Source organism: Winogradskyella sp. Asnod2-B02-A, assembly GCF_045063645.1.
Classification (GTDB): Bacteria; Bacteroidota; Bacteroidia; order Flavobacteriales; family Flavobacteriaceae; genus Winogradskyella.
Window position 1 is genome coordinate 749,292 of record NZ_JBEFOG010000026.1, and the last position, 19,520, is coordinate 768,811.

Annotated in this window: 16 protein-coding genes; 10 read left to right on the forward strand and 6 right to left on the reverse strand. The window is 32.1% G+C overall.

Features of this window, described 5'->3' with window-relative positions; translation table 11 throughout:
• Positions 1-413 precede the first annotated feature (413 nt).
• The 3 genes from ACJJVO_RS06770 to ACJJVO_RS06780 all read left to right on the forward strand — a co-directional run bounded on the left by ACJJVO_RS06770 (position 414) and on the right by ACJJVO_RS06780 (position 3,334).
• Positions 414-1,361: an alpha/beta fold hydrolase gene (locus tag ACJJVO_RS06770; protein WP_405572050.1), complete on the forward strand. Its 948-nt coding sequence runs from the start codon at positions 414-416 to the stop codon at positions 1,359-1,361.
• A 99-nt stretch (positions 1,362-1,460) separates the two neighbouring features.
• The gene (locus tag ACJJVO_RS06775) at positions 1,461-2,459 is read left to right on the forward strand and encodes a lipoate--protein ligase (RefSeq protein ID WP_405572052.1); all 999 of its coding nucleotides are present in this window, start codon (positions 1,461-1,463) and stop codon (positions 2,457-2,459) included.
• 92 nt (positions 2,460-2,551) lie between these two features.
• Positions 2,552-3,334: a hypothetical protein gene (locus ACJJVO_RS06780; protein WP_405572055.1), complete on the forward strand. Its 783-nt coding sequence runs from the start codon at positions 2,552-2,554 to the stop codon at positions 3,332-3,334.
• Positions 3,335-3,346: 12 nt separating this feature from the next.
• On the opposite strand, the gene ACJJVO_RS06785 is transcribed toward ACJJVO_RS06780, so the two are convergent.
• The 4 genes from ACJJVO_RS06785 to ACJJVO_RS06800 all read right to left on the reverse strand — a co-directional run bounded on the left by ACJJVO_RS06785 (position 3,347) and on the right by ACJJVO_RS06800 (position 9,518).
• On the reverse strand, positions 3,347-3,973 hold the full coding sequence (locus ACJJVO_RS06785) for a hemolysin III family protein (RefSeq protein ID WP_405572057.1): 627 nt from the start codon (positions 3,971-3,973) through the stop codon (positions 3,347-3,349).
• Between the two features lie 2 nt (positions 3,974-3,975).
• Complete coding sequence (locus ACJJVO_RS06790; RefSeq protein ID WP_405572060.1) at positions 3,976-4,665, reverse strand: DUF4294 domain-containing protein; 690 nt, start codon at positions 4,663-4,665, stop codon at positions 3,976-3,978.
• A 251-nt stretch (positions 4,666-4,916) separates the two neighbouring features.
• A complete protein-coding gene (locus ACJJVO_RS06795) occupies positions 4,917-8,600 on the reverse strand; it encodes a M1 family aminopeptidase (RefSeq protein WP_405572062.1) in 3,684 nt (1,227 codons plus the stop codon).
• Between the two features lie 27 nt (positions 8,601-8,627).
• Complete coding sequence (locus tag ACJJVO_RS06800) at positions 8,628-9,518, reverse strand: ABC transporter ATP-binding protein (RefSeq protein ID WP_405572065.1); 891 nt, start codon at positions 9,516-9,518, stop codon at positions 8,628-8,630.
• Positions 9,519-9,740: 222 nt separating this feature from the next.
• Here ACJJVO_RS06800 and ACJJVO_RS06805 point away from each other — a divergent pair, with 222 nt between their 5' ends.
• Positions 9,741-10,829, forward strand: coding sequence for a M42 family metallopeptidase (locus tag ACJJVO_RS06805; RefSeq protein WP_405572068.1), 1,089 nt, complete (start codon positions 9,741-9,743; stop codon positions 10,827-10,829).
• Between the two features lie 79 nt (positions 10,830-10,908).
• On the forward strand, positions 10,909-11,469 hold the full coding sequence (locus tag ACJJVO_RS06810) for an NUDIX domain-containing protein (protein ID WP_405572070.1): 561 nt from the start codon (positions 10,909-10,911) through the stop codon (positions 11,467-11,469).
• A 446-nt stretch (positions 11,470-11,915) separates the two neighbouring features.
• Here ACJJVO_RS06810 and ACJJVO_RS06815 read toward each other — a convergent pair whose 3' ends face one another.
• The gene (locus ACJJVO_RS06815; RefSeq protein ID WP_405572072.1) at positions 11,916-12,272 is read right to left on the reverse strand and encodes a DUF6567 family protein; all 357 of its coding nucleotides are present in this window, start codon (positions 12,270-12,272) and stop codon (positions 11,916-11,918) included.
• A 425-nt stretch (positions 12,273-12,697) separates the two neighbouring features.
• Positions 12,698-13,675: a helix-turn-helix transcriptional regulator gene (locus ACJJVO_RS06820; RefSeq protein WP_405572074.1), complete on the reverse strand. Its 978-nt coding sequence runs from the start codon at positions 13,673-13,675 to the stop codon at positions 12,698-12,700.
• A gap of 89 nt (positions 13,676-13,764) precedes the next feature.
• Here ACJJVO_RS06820 and ACJJVO_RS06825 point away from each other — a divergent pair, with 89 nt between their 5' ends.
• The 5 genes from ACJJVO_RS06825 (at position 13,765) to ACJJVO_RS06845 (ending at position 19,477) form a co-directional block, all read left to right on the forward strand.
• Positions 13,765-15,021 (forward strand): flippase, encoded by a 1,257-nt coding sequence (locus ACJJVO_RS06825; RefSeq protein WP_405572077.1) that lies wholly within the window; start codon positions 13,765-13,767, stop codon positions 15,019-15,021.
• Between the two features lie 13 nt (positions 15,022-15,034).
• Positions 15,035-15,733 carry a PrsW family intramembrane metalloprotease gene (locus ACJJVO_RS06830; RefSeq protein ID WP_405572079.1) on the forward strand — a complete coding sequence of 233 codons (699 nt, stop codon included), beginning with the start codon at positions 15,035-15,037 and terminating at the stop codon, positions 15,731-15,733.
• A gap of 62 nt (positions 15,734-15,795) precedes the next feature.
• Positions 15,796-16,272: an acetyl-CoA carboxylase biotin carboxyl carrier protein subunit gene (locus ACJJVO_RS06835; protein ID WP_405572080.1), complete on the forward strand. Its 477-nt coding sequence runs from the start codon at positions 15,796-15,798 to the stop codon at positions 16,270-16,272.
• A gap of 106 nt (positions 16,273-16,378) precedes the next feature.
• Positions 16,379-17,818 (forward strand): acetyl-CoA carboxylase biotin carboxylase subunit, encoded by a 1,440-nt coding sequence (gene accC, locus ACJJVO_RS06840; RefSeq protein WP_405572082.1) that lies wholly within the window; start codon positions 16,379-16,381, stop codon positions 17,816-17,818.
• A 117-nt stretch (positions 17,819-17,935) separates the two neighbouring features.
• The gene (locus ACJJVO_RS06845) at positions 17,936-19,477 is read left to right on the forward strand and encodes an acyl-CoA carboxylase subunit beta (RefSeq protein WP_405572084.1); all 1,542 of its coding nucleotides are present in this window, start codon (positions 17,936-17,938) and stop codon (positions 19,475-19,477) included.
• Positions 19,478-19,520: the final 43 nt, after the last annotated feature.

Below are 19,520 nucleotides of genomic sequence, written 5' to 3' on the forward strand. Positions count from 1 at the left end.
CAAATAATATTGACAAACTAATCTAATTGTTCTAGATAAGGGTGGTAACAAAATATTTTTATCCAATTCACCTTCAATAGAAATGCGAGTTACTCACAGTAACCGAAAAAATATATTCTATATTTTAATACAGTTGTTTTAGAAAACGAGACTCTAAAAGGTGGACGCTCAAGATTTATTCAAAGACTAACTAGAGAAATACCTATAGGTAATAGTGTAAAAATCGGAGTTCAGGATGGAAGTAAAAAATTTAATTATATCAACTAAATTATACTGAAATAATAAAGGCAACTCAGTTTACAATTATATACTAGTTATACCTCTTTAGTAGTTCATACAAAAAACATCCTTTCCATGCATATATAGATATATGGCCTTTATAGTTACATTTACATAAATTTTTATCGCGATATATGAGACTATTTTTATGGCTTACATTTTCAGTTTTACTTTTTGGTTGCTCTTCTGACTATGAAAAGTATAAAGAAACACCTGAATATATTCTAAATGCAGTTGGCACAAATAAGGCGTATTTTAAAGCATACGATGAAACGTTAAAGTTATGGAATGTTCCATTTGAAGAATTATATATTCCAACCACCAATGGTATTGCCCATGTTGTTGTAAGTGGCCCTAAAAATGCAGAGCCTTTAATTTTGCTTCACGGAATGAATGCCAGTTCTACCATGTGGTATCCAAATATTGAAGCACTTACTAAAAAGCATCGTGTGTTTGCTATTGATTTTGTTTTAGAACCAGGAAAATCATATTTGTACAATGATATTGAAAGTGTTGACAAAATTACGGCATGGTATAACGAAGTTTTATTTGTTTTAAAATTAGAGAGCTATCATATAATTGGTGCTTCTAGAGGTGGTTGGTTGGCTGTTCACCTAGCCTTAAAAAATCCTAAAAAAACAAAAAGCTTAGTCTTATTAAGTCCTGCTCAAACGTTTACATGGATTACACCTAGCACAGATTTACTTAAAAATATATTAGCGTTACTGTCTTCAAAAGAAAAACAAATGAAGCAAAGTTTAGAGACCTTGTCTAGCAATCCTGCTAATATTAGTGATATTTATTTAGAGCAATATAAAATAGCAACAGAAAAAGATTCTGTAAACAAATTTATGTCTAGCATGAAACCTTTTACCACAACCGAATTAAAATCTTTACAAATGCCTGTTTTGGTTTTAATTGGTGATGACGATATGATTAATGAAAAACGAACCGTTGAAATTGCCAATACGTTACCAAATGGCAAAGGAGAAGTGATTCAAAATGCAGGACATTTTTTAACCATTGACCAGTCAGAAACTGTGAATAAAAAAATATTAGATTTTTTAGAACAGAATCAATAATATATAATCTACTATTTATGTTTTAGGTTGCATTCTATTTTGCTTAATCTTCATTCACAATTTCTTTATCTTTGCTAGCTCTTAAACGAAACAGAGCTTATGATTTTTATAGATAATGAAGGTAATACCAATCCTAAATTAAACTTAGCATTAGAAGAGTATGCTTTAAGACATTTTGATGCTTCTACCGATTATTTGTTGTTTTACATTAATGAGCCCTCTATTATTATTGGACGCAATCAAAACACGTTAGAAGAAATTAACCAAGAATATATAGACGATAATAACATACACGTAGTAAGGCGAGTTTCTGGTGGTGGAGCTGTATATCACGACCTAGGGAACTTAAACTTTAGTTTTATCACCAATCACGATGGTAAAAGCATCAGCAACTTTAAAAAATTTACGGCACCAGTGATTAAAGTCTTAAATGATATGGGTGTTTCTGCTGAACTAAAAGGACGTAATGATATTTTAGTAAACGAGAAAAAAATCTCTGGTACAGCGCAATTTTCAACAGGAAAACGCATGATAAGTCATGGTACGTTATTGTTTGATACAGACATGAGTGAAGTCGCAAAAGCACTTCAGGTTAAAATGAGTAAAATACAGTCTAAAGGTCATAAATCTGTTAGAAGTCGTGTGGCAAATATTAGTGATTTTTTAAAGACAGCTATCCCAATGGCAGACTTTAAAAAGGAATTACTCACCGGTCTGTATGAAGCTAGCGAACCATTTGAAACGCATACATTATCGGAAGCAGAATGGAAAGCTGTACACCAATTAAAAGCCGAAAAATATGACCAATGGGATTGGAATTATGGACGCTCACCTAAATTTAATATTCAACGTAATAAACGTTTTCCTATTGGGGAAATTGACCTTCGTATTTTTGTTGAGAAAGGACATATATCAGACTTTAAAATCTTTGGAGACTTCTTTGGAAGACAACCTGTTGCTGATTTAGAGAATCTTCTTGTTGGCGTGCCTTATGATAAAAATGAAATTAGTAACAAGCTCAAAGATGTGTCTGTTGAGGATTATTTTGGCACTTTAGACAAATCAGATTTTATAAACCTTGTTTATGGGAATGATTAGTATTATATACAGGGTACAATTCAAGACTGTAGTATAATCTTGAAAAAAATATTATTTTAAAAAAGTTACTTTTAAAGCTTTAAACCTCAGAAATGATTGAACAAAATAACACGACTAAAGACTTAAAATTCTATTCACAAAAATCAATAGGACTAGCTACTTTTATTGGTGGTCCTTTGGCAGCCGGATATTTAATTAAAGAAAATTACAAAGCTTTAAATCAAGGCGAAAAAGGAAGAACAGCATTAATTATTTCGATAATAGCAACGTTAATCGTTTTTGGATCGTTATATATGATTCCTGAATCCATCATGAGTAAAATTCCAAATATGATTATTCCTGCCATATATACTGGAATTATTTATTTGATAGTCGACAAAATTCATGGTACTATACTAAACAACCACGATCTAAATAATTACCCTTTTTATTCTGGCTGGAGAGCTGCAGGTATTGGTGTTATCTCATTAATTATTTTAGTAGCAATCATTTTTGCTACTATATTTTTAATTCCAGACGAAGTATATGATACTTATGATGCCGAAATGGAGCAATTCACAAAAAACGAAGAGGCGTCATTAGCGTTTTACGATCACATAAATACAGAAGAGAATGAAACCCTTTTAAATGAGATTGATAACATCGCCATCCCAAAATGGAAAGAGAACATCGAGATTATTAAAAGAACTAATAGTATTGAAGGATTACCATTAGAACTTGTAAATCAGAATAAAAAACTACTTAAATATTCAGAGCTAAGATTAGAGGCTTTTACATTATTCAAAAACTTAATTATTCATGAAACAGACAATTATAATACGGAATTGAACAGAGTTCATAACGAAATTGACGTTGTAATTGAATCCTTAAATTAAGGATTCGTTTTCCTATAGCACATAAAGATATATCATAAAAAAGTGACATATAGCACCACCTAAAACAAACAAATGCCAAATGACATGATTGTATGGTATTTTTTGAATGGCATAAAAAATAATACCAACCGTATAAAACAAGCCACCTGCAAATAACCAAAGTATACCGTTGGGTCCAAGAGCATCAGAGACATTAGAAAAATCAAATACAATGAGCCAACCCATTACCAAATACAAAAGGGTTGAAAAAATCTCGAAGCGTCCTGTAAAAAATAGTTTTAAAACAACACCAAAAGCGGCAATTCCCCAAACAGTCCAAAACAAAGTCCATCCCAAACTATCCGCAAGAAGTATTAATAACACAGGCGTGTAAGTACCTGCTATTAGTAGGTAGATACTAACATGATCTACGATTCTGAAATAGTGTTTACGCTTCTCCCCTTCTACCGCATGGTAAAATGTTGAAGCTAAAAAAAGAATGATAATAGAAAGTCCGTAAACAATAACACTAAATAAACTCCAAGGTGTTAAGCTATCTACTTTTACAATAAGCAAAACTAAAGCTGCGATTCCCATTAGTGCACCAAAGCCATGCGTCCAAGCATTTAGTTGTTCTTCGAGTTTGGTTTGAACGCGCATCTTTAATTTTTGGTTTTTGAAGGTGTTTTGGGTTTAGACCACTTATTAGCACAAGCGTAAAAATCAATATCAAACGCAGGTTCTTGTCGTTTTAATTGCTCATTCTGAAAAGCACGTTGCAGAATATCTTCAATTAAATAATCTTCTTCTTCATCAATAGGGTTAAACTCTTTCTTTAACGAAATATCAAATAAACTCGCTGTACTATTAAACCAAAAGGCACGCCAACCACTTCGCAATTCTTTAATAAGATCAAAGGTGGTTTTACCGGTTTGTCTATGAATCAATTTCACTAAAATCTGACCTTCGGTTTTTGTGAGTTTCTTAAGTTCTGCAGAAAACTCTTCTTCAATATAATTCTGAATAATTTTAGCGTAACGCTTTTTATCTCGCTTACGTTCTAACTCGTCTAATCGCTCTTGTAAAGCTTCTAAACGCTCTGCAGCTAACTTAGCATAAGGATACACTTTTAAGGTTTTTCGTCTTAAAATAATATACCGAATACGTGCTGCTCTGTCTTCAAACTTTAAATTGGGTAATACTAAAACTTCATTTAATTCTACAGAAGTTACAGGTATAGAATCTCCTTCAATATACATGTAATGCACTACTGTAGAATCTTGTTTTACAGGATCTTCTTGCGCACTTAGCACAACTGAAAAAAACAACGCTATGTAGGTAATATACTTCATGTATTATTTTAATGCTAAAACCGTTCCAAATGTTACGTCTTAGCAATTTCAAAATTAATAATATTTAAAGTCTATAACCCTAAATTCTTATTAATATTATGAAACTTATTCAAAAAATCACCAAATAAAAAGACCTTTCAAATATAGCGTATCTGAAAGGTCTTTATTTTAAGCTAAGCTGAAGTTATCAGCATTTAACGTTGCATATCTTCAATGAATTTTAGGATTAGCGAAAATCATTGAAATGAGTCTTAATTCTCTATGCTAATTTTTAAGTTACCAATCTCTTGACGATTGTCTCCAGATATTCTATCAATTAATTTATTGTAGGGATCTACACCAACTTCTGTCGGTTTTTCATCTACAATGATTGAAATTGTATTATGAATCTCTGTGATTTTATGTTTCTTAAGGTAAAGCTGCTTTTCTTTCATCTTTCCATCAACCTCATGTTCTGTAAAAATTCCTATATCTATATAATCTTGAAGTGGCAATGATAAAATAGGCTTCTTTTTTCCTTCTCGGAGATAAGAAATTGAGTCTCTTCCTTGTTCAGAAAAAATCTGTTTTCCTTTTTCGTTATTTCTGTATTTACTGACTTCAAATTCAATATCTACTTTGTATGTACCATTCTCTAATTCCGTAGACGTAACATTTGTAGTTTTATTGTCATATAAGGTTATGGTTTCAAACATATCTTTAATCACGTATTGTAAACTATCTGGTGTCACAGCTTTAATATGATTTACCATATCAATAGACGTGGTATAAGGAGGTTCTTGAAATTGTACTTTTTCAACATAAGTCTTTAATGCTCCGTTTAACACATCTTCGCCAATATAATCGCTAAGTGCGTAGAACACTAAAGATCCTTTTTGATAGCGAATATAGCCTTGTCCATCGTTATACATTAATGGTTTTTCGCGCTTACGTTCAAACGTTCTTCTCAATAAATAATCGTCTAAAGCTTTTCTCAAAAATTTACGCATTTGCGGTTTGCCTAATTCTTTTTCAAGCACCTTTAAAGCCACGTATTCCGATAAACTTTCAGACAACATTGTTGCGCCTAACACATCTGCTCCAATTACTTGGTGTGCCCACCATTGGTGCGCAACCTCATGCACTGTAATAGCATAAGTGTAATTTAAACCTGCATCTTCTCCGTCTTCGCTATCTTCTACATCTGCAATAAAACCGGCATCACCAGAAAACGGTATGGTGTTAGGAAATGATTGTGCAAATCCACCACTTGGAAATTCTACAATTCGTAATTGTTTGTGTTGGTACGGACTAAAGTTTTCACTGTTATACTCTAAAGAAGCTTTCATACCATCCATCATACTTTCTAAATTGTACTCATGACCTTCATGATAATAAATCTCAAGGTTAACATCTTTCCACTTATCCTTTTTTACTTTGTACTTTGCTGAATTGAAGGCATAAAAATTCAAGATTTTACTATCCATTTTATAATGAAAATAACGTCTTCCATCTTCTACCCATTCTTTTTGAAGATAACCTGGCGCAATAGCAATTTGATCTTCGCTAGTACTTACTGTAGCTTCAAAATCTATCCAATCACTATCCTTAGCAATATAAGTGTTTCCTAAGGCTGTTGAATCTGATGGATAAGGCTTTAACTTGTTTGGTGGTAAATCATATTTCTCTCGTGTTTTATCATCAGTAAGCTCACCTCCATTATATCCTAAATTAGGAAATATTTGAAAGTTATTAATAAACGTTCCATTTTTAATCACAGGTGAATTAGACACTAACATTGTGTTCGGTTTATTTTTTACTGTGAACTTTAAAGTCATAGTATCTCCTGGCATCATAGGTTCTTTTAACCTATAAATGTCAAAATTGTATAATGTATCTTCTGAAACCAGCGTGTTTTCGCGATTAAATTTGAATGTACTTGGATAGTCATTATGATTTAAAAACACGCTATCTATAGCCGTTTCTGTTTTGTTAATCATTGTATATTCTCCAGCAGATTCAAAATTACGATCGTCAATAAACAGATCCATATTTACTTTTACAGCAACAATGCGTGGTTGCGCATAATCTTCATACTTCTTATACTTTTTCTCCCAACTAACGCTCATTTCTTCACGCTCTTTTGAAGAATAACGATCATTATTAATGTTTTTAGCATGGTAGATACTGTAACCCATAGTTAAAAAACCAGCTAAAAGCACAACAAATACAATGGCAATTGGTGTTTTAAAACGCGCTTTGGCAATCTTTAAACGTTCTTTAAATGAATGTGGTAAACCACGAACCCAAAATAACGCAGCGATTAGCATTAATACTAAACCTCCAAGTACCCAATAGAATTTATAAGTTAAATATCTCGCTAACGAATCTCCATAACCGTTCATATCATTATATCCAAATCCTGGTCCTTCATTATATTTAAAGATAGGTTCTTCTACTCCTGCAAAGCTTAAAAATGGAATAGCTATAGAAATTACTAAGAGCACAAATAAACCTAAATATGGATTTCTGATGAGTGTTTGAACCATTAAAGCCAAGAATGCCCAAATAACATAATTAATCAACTTTAATCCAAATAACTCTTTGATATAAAGCCCTATTTCAATATCAAAATAGCCTTTATACAATTGAAACAAAATACCTGCAACCATTATTACGGTAAGCAATAGTAATTGCATTTTAACTATGGCAATAAACTTTGATAAAAACAACGACCAATTAGGTATTGGAGTTACATCTTCTAGCCCATTGATATTTGCTATTTTACTACGATTGACTAACATACCTGCATATAAAAAGGTACAGATATTAATAGCAAACACAAACGCACCTCCTCCACGTAGCATCAACCAAGTTCGAGGATAAGATGAAGTACCTGTTGGGTTTCCTACATCTGCTAAAGCTACTAAAACAATAATAAGTCCAACTAAAACAATACTTATAAATGGCCAACTTTTAACAATGTATTTAAACTCTACATTAGATATTTTCCAGGTCGCTTTTAAGTTCTGAATAAAAGAATAATCATTTGTAACCTTAGGTAGATTAATTTTTGTTATACCACCAAAATTCCGTTTTATAGCGCGTTCACCTTTTGCTTTTTTGAAGAAAGAAAAGGACATTGCATTTTGGCTGAATGTAAAGAACTTATAGACTAAACCAAATACTAAACTAGCAACGCCTAACCATAATAAACGATTATAAAGAATTAATTCTTTAATAGGAATATGCATTTCGTTTTGCTCAAAGACCGTCCAATAACGTGTGTAATAAGCAGAAGCAGACTCGCCAAAAGGATCTAATAATCCTGCCAAATAGCGACTATCTGGATCAGATAACAAACTCTCAGTAACGCCTTGAACAAACAATAATAAAATAACCGTTATAAAGCCTGCTGCAATATTTCGTGTAAAAGTGACTACCGCAAAAACAATGGCACCAAAAAGTAAAATATTAGGCAGAATAAAAAGCCAGTACGCATTAAAATACGATTTAATATCAAAGGCAACAACCAAATCAGAATTGGTGCCAGGTAATCTAAAACCGATAAACATACCGACTCCAATAGTCATTACAATTAATGTTACAACGACAATGGCACTAAAAAACTTAGCAAATAAATAATTGGCTTTTGTAAACGGATAAGAATATAAAATAGAATGCATTTCACTTTTAAAATCCCTATTTATGGATGCACCAATAATAGAAGGAAATAAAAAGAAAATTAAAATAGCCAATCCATTAAATAAGCCCTTTACTCCCATTGGAGAATTTACAATACGAGAAGAACCTGTTGTGGCTGTAATGCTATCAAATATTCCTGCTGTTGTTGCAGCCATAAATAACGCCAACATAAAGAAAATAGCCATATAAATATAAGTCGCAGGTCGTTTTAACCAGTACTTTAATTCGTAAAAAAATATTGTAGAAAACATAGATGTACTTTTTTTTAAGCTTTAAAATTAAATCGCACTTACTGGTTCGTCTTGCTTTAGTGCTATAAAGTACACATCGTCTAGCTGTGGCTCAACAGATTTGAAATCGTCACTTGGTTGTGTATCACTAAATACTCTAATATTTAATGAGTTATCTTCATTATAATTAGAAGACAATAAATTGTATTGTGCTTCATGCGCTTCTAAATCGTCTCTATCAATAATTTTAGTCCAAATACGGCCTTGTAATTCTATTCTAGCTTGCGATGGTGTCGCTTGTTTTAAAATACGACCACCATTTAAAATCGCCATATCGTTACAAAGCTCCTTAACATCTTCAACAATATGTGTCGAAAATATTACGGTACAATTGGTACCAACTTCACGTAAAACATTTAGAAAACGATGACGTTCTGCCGGATCTAATCCTGCTGTTGGTTCATCTACGATGATTAATTTTGGATTATTCAATAATAACTGTGCAATACCAAAACGTTGTTTCATACCACCAGAATAACCAGCAACATGTTTCTTACGCATATCGTATAAGTTGGTAATATCTAAAACCTCTTTTACAATCGCCTGTCGGTCTGTTTTAGAACTAATGCCTTTTAAGGTTGCAAAATAATCTAGCAAATCTTCTGCAGACATTTTTGGATACACACCAAACGACTGTGGTAAATAACCCAACACTTTTCTTAAAGCCATTTTATCTTCCAAAACATTAATATCACCAAACATTATAGACCCAGAATCCGGACTTTGTAATGTTGCAATAGTTCGCATTAAAGAGGATTTACCTGCACCATTAGGTCCTAGGAGCCCAAACATTCCGGTTCCGATTTCTAGGTTAAGATTATCAATAGCTTTTACACCATTTTTATATGTTTTGGTAAGGTTAGATATAACTAGTTTCATGAGTTTATATTTATTTGTTTTTTATGGTTACATGGAACATCCTAATTAATTATTTGATTGCATATCAAATTTTTTGAATAGATGTTTCATTGTATTGAATTAGAAGTCTAAGTTTATTTATGTATAAGTGTAAAAATAGATGAATTTGTTACAAAAAATATTCAAAAGGCATTAAAAGCTTAGTAAATCCTTTTATTTTTACAGAAACTCAAAACATTTATTATGGCTTCAAAAAGCATACTCAATAAAAAATCAATAGATTTCCTCGAAAAATATTTAAATAATGCCTCTCCTACTGGTTATGAATGGGAAGGTCAGAAAATCTGGATGGATTACCTTAAACCCTACGTAGATGAATTTATAACAGACACTTATGGTTCTGCAGTTGCCGTTATTAACCCAAAAGCAAATTATAGAGTTGTTATTGAAGGCCATGCAGATGAAATTTCTTGGTATGTAAACTACATTTCGGATAACGGTTTAATATATGTGGTTAGAAATGGTGGAAGTGATCACCAAATCGCTCCAAGTAAAATTGTGAATATCCATACTAAAAACGGCATTGTTAAAGGTGTATTTGGTTGGCCAGCAATTCATACCAGAAGCAAAGCTAAAGAACAAGCACCAAAACCAGATAATATTTGCATCGATATTGGAGCAAAAGATAAAGAGGAAGTAGGAAAAATGGGAGTTCATGTGGGTTGTGTTATTACGTATCCAGATGAATTTCACATTCTAAATAAAGACAAATTTGTGTGTCGTGCTTTAGACAACAGAATGGGTGGTTTTATGATTGCTGAAGTAGCCCGTTTATTGAAAGAAAACAAGAAAACATTACCATTCGGACTTTATATTACCAATTCTGTACAAGAAGAAATAGGGTTACGTGGTGCTGAAATGATTACACAAACCATTAAGCCAAACGTTGCTATTGTTACGGATGTAACCCACGATACAACGACGCCAATGATTGAGCAAAAAACACAAGGTTATGCTGAAATCGGAAAAGGTCCAGTTATCGCTTATGCGCCAGCTGTACAACAAAAATTAAGAGATTTAATTACAGAAACTGCTGAAGCAAAGAAAATACCTTTTCAACGTGCTGCATTATCTAGAGCTACAGGAACTGATACTGATGCTTTTGCTTACAGTAATGGTGGTGTCGCTTCTGCCTTAATTTCTTTACCTCTTCGTTATATGCATACCACAGTGGAAATGGTACATAGAGATGATGTTGAAAATGTGATTAAGTTAATTTATGAAACATTACTTAAAATAGAAGACGGAGAAACGTTTAGTTATTTTAAATAACTAGCTAAGCTAGATTTAGCAAAATAATAATTTTAAAGACCTCAAAGATTTCCAAAATCTTTGAGGTCTTCTTACAACTATGGACGAATTACTAGATATTGTTACAAAACAAGGAAAACCAACTGGAAAAACAGCTTTAAAATCTGAAGCACATGCTAAAGGTTTATACCATAACACCATTCATTTATGGTTGTATACATCTAAAGGTGAAATTCTTTTACAACAACGCTCTCACAAAAAAATTATTTATCCCTTACTTTGGGATGTTTCCGTTGCAGGACACATTGATGCTGGTGAAACGTTTATTGAAGCCGTTTTACGTGAAACTAAAGAAGAAATTGGTTTAAAATTAACACCTAACAATCTTCAACAAATCGGAACTTTTCTTCATGAAACGAGTTATGCAGATGGTAAGATTCAAGATAATGAATTTCATCAGGTTTATATCGCAGAATTAACAGTGCCTTCAAACACATTAGTGAAACAAGAATCAGAAGTTGAAGCACTAAAATTAGTAACGCTTGATGACTTTGAATCTCTATTAAAAAACAGTAAAACTAATATGCATTTTGTGGCCAGTAATTATGATTATTATCTTAAAGTACATAAGGCCATAAAGAAAGAATTACAGAAGCTGTAATAATTAAAAATCCAATAACATAAAAGCCCCAACCTATCCGGTTGGGGCTTTTTTCAGCAAGTTACGATTGAAACCATCAATCAGTGTTTGATTAATAAATAGCGATCCCTATATCCTATTTTGTGGTTTCAAAACGTAAATATTAAATAAATCCTAGCCTTAAAATTTTCATATAGAAAATCCCCCTAACTATTAGCTTGTTCAAAAGTAAAACTGAAATAGTCAAAATGTGTCTGTTTCGTATTTATAATAAACAATTGTTGATATACTTTAAAGGGATTTTTTCGTTTTAAAATTTATAGTTTTATCTACATGATAAAATTTCTTCTACTTTATACTTTATGTCTAAATTAATATTGGTAATTAATCTTTAGTTATAGGACTAAGCAACTTAGTCATTTCCTATTTAAAACATAATAGCTTAAAAACACAGTACTTTTATTCTATTATTTAAATTCAATAATTTCAGCAGTAACAGTTGCTGTTATTCTCTTTTTAGTTTCTGTGATATCAACTGAGACATTAACGAGAGCTCTACTTCCTAGTAACACAATACCTGCATCTTTAGCATTTGCTAACATTTTTGATTTAGCTTGAGACACTATACCTTCTTTATTGGTAATGTTTCCTGTTAATATTTTTTCAGTTGCCGTTCCTGTAAAACTACCAAGCACCTCAAAATTATTATTTGATAAGACTATTTGTGTTTGATTTAATTGATGATAACCTCCACTATGTAAGCTACTTGATTTACAAGAAGTAAATGCAATAGCAGTGAGCATAATTAATAATACTTTTTTCATTTGATTAGTTTAAAATTTTACCTACTTCCTTTTTGGTCTTGTTCGGCATGTTTTGACCTTGATATTTATTTGTGATGCATATCAATTAAAATCCTAATTCTATACAGAAATTTTCACCCAATGATGAAGCACAACTTCAATATTATTTTATAAAACTTATAAGCAGTACTCGTATTTAATTAATAACCAAAAGTGTAAGTTTTATAAATACCACAAATACTGCATCTATAAGTTGCTATGCATTGGTTAATTTGAAGTAATACTCTTATAATTCTCAAATCTATTTTTGAAGTAGACAAAACGTGTCCGTTTCAAAATATTTCCAAGATCAACTTATTCAGACAGTCTAAAAAAGTTATCAAAAATCATACAGATTCAAAATAGAAGAAGAAGAAGAAGAAGAAGAAGAATGTAACAAAAGAAATCTATTCATAATAATCAAGAATGAACTCCAGATGATGCTTTACATAAGCTTTAACATGCAATGGACTAACCACTTTAACCCAAAGGTTGTACTTTAAGATTTCCATTAAAAACTCATAATTAGGTTCAACATACACTTTGATTTCACCCCAAATATTGGGATTTTTATAGTCTAATTTATACGTGTCTAATTCTTTAGGCCGTGTTACAATTTGTTGAGAGTGATGTAATGGGTTATTTTCTAAATACTTAAAATGATGATTGGCAACTTTTATTTGAATCCATTCTGCTTTTATGTCTGATTTTAAAATGCCTATAACATTTTTAAAATAATCTTTTGGACTAAAATTTACAGGTTCCTTAACTTGCTGTTTGCTAATAGAAATACTCTTAATTCTATTATCTAAACAAAACGCATAGAATCCATATTCTTCATTATAAGCTATTAAATACCACGCTTTATTAATTTCCTTAATATGCAGAGGCTGAAAAAAACCAGAAATAGTATTAAAGCTATCATCGTACCAACCATGATAGATTATTTTAATTAATAAATGTTGCTCTATAGCATGGATTAGAGGTACCAGATCTACTTGAGAACTCAACGAACTGCGTGCTGTGGTCACATAAGTTTTCCATACATGTGCATGGTGATGCAAAAGATAAAGTTCTGTTTTTTCGTAAATTTCTTTTAACGCTTCACTTATTTCATAACTATCAACATAATACCCGTAATTGCGCTTATGTAAAATAATAGATTGGTAATAGGATTTAATTTTATCTAAATCACGCTTAATTGTTTTTTGACTATGCAGATTCAGTTTATCGTAAAGTGGATCGTCCATATTATCAGCACGTAACTGATCTAAAGACTTTTGTAAATCTTCCAAAGGAACAAACCCATTTTTTTCAATACCATAAACTTTAGGGTTTGAAATAATGCGTAAAATATAATAGCGACGAAGAAACTCTGGAGTCATCTAATGGATTGAAAAACGAATGTAATAATAAACTTTGAAATGACTAAAAGGAATTGGTTTTTATATCTTTGAACACCTAAATATACTACATGATATCGGTTTTTAGTAAGAAAGATTTTATTGCAACCAAATGGTTTACTTTAGAAAAACTGATACAACTTATTACAGGTGTCTTAATTGTTCCACAAATTTTTAGTCTGTTAGGCACTGTAGATATAGGAAAACTCAAATTTGTGGAATCTGTTTTAGGCATGCTGACTCCTTTATTTTTTTTAGGTTTATCTAGCATCTGTATTAGAGAAATTGTATTTCATCCCAAACGAAGCCAACAAATATTGGCTACTGCTTTTTACCTTCGTCTTATAAGCTGGTTTATTATTTTAATAGGAATAGTTATCTATTTTAATATTTCAGAACGTAGTCCTTTAAAGGTATTGTATTACATCATAACCATCAGTTATCTTTTTAAGCTTACCGATGTTTTTGAGTATTATTTACTAGCAAAAAAATGGACAAAAATTATATTCTTAAGTAAAATAACAAGCTTAATTATTATTGTGTCTTTGCAATATTATGGTGTTAAACATCAATTTGATGTCTATTATTTTGCCAAACTTATAGTTCTCGATTTTTTTATTCAAGGCCTAATTTACACACTCATTTTAAAGTACAAAAAGCAGTTTTCATTTCAACAATGGACCTTTTCATGGCCTTTAGGAAAATCATTATTAAAAATGTCGTTTCCTTTAATAATCTCTAACGGCTTAATTATGTTTTATATCACAATTGATGAGCTGTTTTTAAAATATTTTCTAGGAGATCATGCAAACGGAATCTTTGCTACAGTCCAGTTTTTAGTAATAGCGCTAAGTTGGAATATCGGATTTTCTATCATCAACGCACTCTACCCTTCTCTTGCAGAATCATTTCAAAATAACAGGCCACTTTATATACAAAAAATAAGAAGACTGTTAAAAATTATGTGCGCTTTAGCCATACTCATTGGTGTATTATACACACTCTTCGGAAATGCCATTTTAAACACCTATTTTACAGAAAGTTTTGCTGAAGCCAAAACCCCTTTATTAATTTTCTGTTGGGCTCCGCTTTTTGTGTTTATAGGAATGATTTACGAAAAACACCTAATCAATACAAACGAGTTGCAAAAAAATGTATACCGATTCATTATCGGTTGTATTGCTAACGTCATTTTATGTTACCTGCTCATCCCTATCTGGCAAGTAACTGGTGCTGCTATTGCCGTTTTAATAAGTCACTTTATAACAAATATCGTATATGTTTTTTTAGACACTAAGAGCAGAAAACAACTCTTATCTCTTTTTTAATTATTTTTGATTTATGAACTTACTCCTACTTGCCATCGCTCCTGTCTTTGCCATTCTGTTATATATTTATGTGCAAGACAAACACGAAAAAGAGCCACATCGTTTATTAATTGCAAGTTTCTTTTTTGGTGCTATTGTTAGTATAATTATAGTCTTTGTTTTATATTTTTTTACAGGAAGATTAATTCCAATTACAGATAAATTTAGCGTTGGTCAACAATTTATACAAGCGTTTATCGTTGTCGCATTATCAGAAGAATTCAGCAAATACGTGATTGTAAAATACTATGCGCAACCCAAAAAAGCATTTAACGAACCTTATGATGGTATTATTTATGCCGTTATGGTTTCTATGGGATTTGCTTGTACTGAAAACATTATGTATGTTTTAGATGGAGGTTATGAAACTGCGCTTATAAGAGCTTTTACAGCTGTTCCTGCGCATGCTACGTTTGGCGTTTTAATGGGTTATTTTATGGGAAAAGCAAAATTCTCGAATAATAGATTAGTGCTTAACCTAACAGGTTTATTGCTAGCAACTATATTTCATGGAGCGTATGATTTCTTTTTATTTATTAACTTTATTCCTGGGATATCAATTGGAGCATTTATCTCATTAATCATTGGTATATTCTTGTCTAGAAAAGCCATCAAAATACATCAAAACAACTCAAACTTTAAATCTTTAGAGAATTCAGAAAATAAAAGCTAATTATTTCATATTTTGCAGTTAAATTAGCTTTTCTCTGCTAATCATGTAATAAACTCAATTTTATGTATAAAATAAAAGTCAATGCTACCCATACTTTCGAAGTGACTAAAGACAGCATGGAAACCTTAGATGTTGCTGAAACATCAACGAATCACTACCATATTCTTCAAGACAATACTTCAGTAAAAGCTGAAATATTACAAACCGACTTTAATAAGAAAACGTATTCTATTAAAGTGAATAACAATACATACGACGTTTCTATTAATGACATTTTAGATCAACAAATTGAAGCTTTAGGTTTTGAAATTGGTGCTTTAAGACAAGTCAATGATATAAAAGCACCTATGCCAGGTTTAATTTTAGAGATAACTGTAAAAGTTGGAGATGAAGTTAAAGAGGATGATACATTATTAATTCTTGAGGCCATGAAAATGGAAAATGTAATTCATTCTCCGCGAGATGGTGTTATTAAGTCTATTCAGGTGAATGAAAGAGAAACAGTCGATAAAAATTCACTTTTAATTGAATTTGAATAAACCAATCGTCAGTTCGAGTGTTCTCACTATTTAATTACAAAGTATCGAGAACCTTTAGATAAATAAGTATAAATTAAAAAGATACCTGCTTCCGCAGGCATTTAAGATGAAAAAATTATTAGTAGCAAATAGAGGAGAAATTGCCATAAGAGTCATGAAAACGGCTAAGAAAATGGGTATTAAAACAGTTGCTGTTTTTTCTGAAGCAGACCGTAATGCTCCACACGTAAAATATGCAGATCAAGCCGTTTGTATTGGTCCAGCGCCTTCAAACGAATCGTATTTAAAAGGAGATAAAATTATAGAAGTTTCAAAATTACTTCATGTTGATGCCATTCATCCTGGTTATGGTTTTCTAAGTGAAAATGCCGATTTTGCAGAATTGTGCGAAGACAATGATATCATTTTTATCGGACCACGTTCTAAAGCGATTAAACTGATGGGTAATAAATTAGCCGCTAAAGAAACCATAAAGGATTATGATATCCCAATGGTGCCTGGAACAGATGAGGCTATTACAGATATTCCTGAAGCAAAAAAAATCGCAAAAACGATAGGATTCCCTATCCTTATTAAAGCCTCAGCTGGAGGTGGTGGAAAAGGGATGCGTATTGTAGAAAACGAAGCGGAATTTGAATCGCAAATGAATAGAGCTATCAGTGAAGCAAAGTCTTCATTTGGTGATGGCTCTGTGTTTATAGAAAAATATGTGGCTTCACCAAGACATATAGAAATTCAAGTCATGGCAGATACCCATGGTCATATCATTCATCTTTTTGAGCGCGAATGCTCCATACAACGTCGTCATCAAAAAATAATTGAAGAAGCACCTTCTGCTGTATTAACACCAGAATTAAGAGAAAAAATGGGACAAGCTGCCATAAATGTAGCACGCTCTTGTGATTATGTTGGTGCCGGAACTGTAGAATTCCTTTTAGATGAAAACTTAAATTTCTATTTCTTAGAAATGAATACTAGACTTCAAGTAGAGCATCCGGTTACCGAGTGGATTTCTGGAGTAGATTTAGTAGAACTTCAAATTAAAGTGGCGAGAGGTGAAAAATTAAATATTAAACAAGAAGATTTAAAAATTAAGGGTCATGCCCTAGAACTTCGTGTTTATGCAGAAGATACTATGAATGACTTTTTACCAAGTGTTGGTAACCTAGAAGTTTATAAACTTCCTGAAGGAGAAAATATAAGAGTAGATAATGGTTATGAAGAAGGCATGGATATTCCTATTTATTACGATCCAATGCTATCTAAACTGATTACTTATGGAAAAACCAGAGAAGAAGCCATTGCATTAATGATAACCGCAATTAATAATTACCAAATAGAAGGCGTACAAAGCACATTACCTTTTGGTCGTTTTGTTTGTGAAAATGATGCTTTTAGAAGTGGTGTTTTTGATACCCATTTTGTAAAAAACTACTATTCATTTAGTTTATTAAAAGAACAACATCTATTAGAGTCGGAAATCGCAGCAAAAATTGCATTAAAGCACTTTTTAAAAGAACAGAAAATTTTACGAGTACCTAATTAGTCGTTGTTAACCTCTAGTAAACAATGAATAAGACCTAATCTAATTATTTGAATTAAAACATTACCAAAATCACATAAGAAACTCATCCTTAGTAGTTTTGTATCAAAAAAAATAAGCATGAACAACAAGATAGAAATTTTAAACGACAAACTAGCTCTAGCCAAACTAGGAGGTGGACAAGCACGAATAGATAAACAACATCAAAAGAAAAAATTAACAGCTCGCGAACGTGTAATGTATCTTTTAGATGAAGGTTCGTTTGAAGAAATTGGTGCTTTAGTAACTCATAGAACTAAAGATTTTGGTATGGCTGACCAACAGTTTTATGGCGATGGTGTAGTAACAGGTTATGGCACTGTAAATGGTAGATTAATTTATGTTTTTGCACAAGATTTTACCGTTTTTGGTGGTTCACTCTCTGAAACTCATGCTGAAAAAATCTGTAAAATCATGGATATGGCTGTTAATGTTGGAGCACCATTAATTGGTCTTAACGATTCTGGTGGAGCTCGTATTCAAGAAGGCGTGCGTTCTTTAGGTGGTTATGCTGATATATTTTACAAAAATGTTCAGTCTTCTGGTGTTATTCCCCAAATATCTGCCATTATGGGACCTTGTGCTGGTGGTGCTGTGTATTCTCCAGCAATGACAGACTTTACTTTTATGGTGCAAGACACGAGTTATATGTTTGTTACTGGACCAAACGTGGTAAAAACTGTGACCAATGAAGAAGTAACGAGTGAAGAATTAGGTGGTGCAAGCGTACATTCTTCAAAATCTGGTGTTGCTCATATAACATCAACTAACGATGTAGCGTGTTTAGAAGATATTAAAAAATTATTGAGCTACTTACCACAAAGCAATAAGGAAAAACCTGTAGATTTTCCGTTTGAGCTTAAAGAAGAAGTTAGAGAATCTTTAGAAGCTATTGTTCCTGAAAATCCTAATAAACCTTATGATATGCATAAGATTATTACAGGTATTATTGATGAGGATTCCTTCTATGAAATCCATAAAGACTATGCGGAAAACATCATTGTAGGTTTTGCTAGATTAGGTGGAAAAAGTATTGGTATTGTTGCTAATCAGCCTATGTTTTTAGCAGGAGTTTTAGATGTGAATAGTTCTAAAAAAGCAGCACGCTTTGTGCGTTTCTGTGATTGCTTTAATATTCCGCTTTTAGTATTAGAAGATGTCCCTGGTTTTTTACCAGGAACTGATCAAGAATGGAATGGTATCATTGTAAACGGAGCTAAACTGCTCTACGCTTTTAGTGAAGCTACAGTGCCTAGAATTACGGTTATTACCAGAAAAGCTTATGGTGGAGCATACGATGTTATGAACTCTAAACACATCGGTGCAGACATGAATTTTGCTTGGCCAAATGCAGAAATTGCTGTTATGGGTGCCAAAGGTGCTGCTGAAATCATTTTTAAACGTGAAATTTCTAAAGCTGACGACAAAGAAGCGAAGTGGAAAGAGAAAGAAGCAGAATACGCTAATTTATTCGCCAATCCTTATAGTGCTGCAGAACGCGGTTTTGTAGATGAAGTTATATTACCACAAAACACAAGACGTAAATTAATAAAAGCATTTAGCATGTTAGAGAACAAGGATGTTGTAAAGCCTAGTCGTAAGCATGGAAATATTCCACTGTAACAATTGTAAACAACAGAATTCTAAAAAACGCAATCAACAAACA

What these genes read in the sequence shown, in the direction of transcription:
- ACJJVO_RS06770 (WP_405572050.1), top strand. Translation starts at nt 414, where the DNA reads ATGAGACTATTTTTATGGCTTACATTTTCAGTTTTACTTTTTGGTTGC.
- ACJJVO_RS06775 (WP_405572052.1), top strand. Translation starts at nt 1,461, where the DNA reads ATGATTTTTATAGATAATGAAGGTAATACCAATCCTAAATTAAACTTA.
- ACJJVO_RS06780 (WP_405572055.1), top strand. Translation starts at nt 2,552, where the DNA reads ATGATTGAACAAAATAACACGACTAAAGACTTAAAATTCTATTCACAA.
- ACJJVO_RS06785 (WP_405572057.1), bottom strand. Translation starts at nt 3,973, where the DNA reads ATGCGCGTTCAAACCAAACTCGAAGAACAACTAAATGCTTGGACGCAT.
- ACJJVO_RS06790 (WP_405572060.1), bottom strand. Translation starts at nt 4,665, where the DNA reads ATGAAGTATATTACCTACATAGCGTTGTTTTTTTCAGTTGTGCTAAGT.
- ACJJVO_RS06795 (WP_405572062.1), bottom strand. Translation starts at nt 8,600, where the DNA reads ATGTTTTCTACAATATTTTTTTACGAATTAAAGTACTGGTTAAAACGA.
- ACJJVO_RS06800 (WP_405572065.1), bottom strand. Translation starts at nt 9,518, where the DNA reads ATGAAACTAGTTATATCTAACCTTACCAAAACATATAAAAATGGTGTA.
- ACJJVO_RS06805 (WP_405572068.1), top strand. Translation starts at nt 9,741, where the DNA reads ATGGCTTCAAAAAGCATACTCAATAAAAAATCAATAGATTTCCTCGAA.
- ACJJVO_RS06810 (WP_405572070.1), top strand. Translation starts at nt 10,909, where the DNA reads ATGGACGAATTACTAGATATTGTTACAAAACAAGGAAAACCAACTGGA.
- ACJJVO_RS06815 (WP_405572072.1), bottom strand. Translation starts at nt 12,272, where the DNA reads ATGAAAAAAGTATTATTAATTATGCTCACTGCTATTGCATTTACTTCT.
- ACJJVO_RS06820 (WP_405572074.1), bottom strand. Translation starts at nt 13,675, where the DNA reads ATGACTCCAGAGTTTCTTCGTCGCTATTATATTTTACGCATTATTTCA.
- ACJJVO_RS06825 (WP_405572077.1), top strand. Translation starts at nt 13,765, where the DNA reads ATGATATCGGTTTTTAGTAAGAAAGATTTTATTGCAACCAAATGGTTT.
- ACJJVO_RS06830 (WP_405572079.1), top strand. Translation starts at nt 15,035, where the DNA reads ATGAACTTACTCCTACTTGCCATCGCTCCTGTCTTTGCCATTCTGTTA.
- ACJJVO_RS06835 (WP_405572080.1), top strand. Translation starts at nt 15,796, where the DNA reads ATGTATAAAATAAAAGTCAATGCTACCCATACTTTCGAAGTGACTAAA.
- accC (WP_405572082.1), top strand. Translation starts at nt 16,379, where the DNA reads ATGAAAAAATTATTAGTAGCAAATAGAGGAGAAATTGCCATAAGAGTC.
- ACJJVO_RS06845 (WP_405572084.1), top strand. Translation starts at nt 17,936, where the DNA reads ATGAACAACAAGATAGAAATTTTAAACGACAAACTAGCTCTAGCCAAA.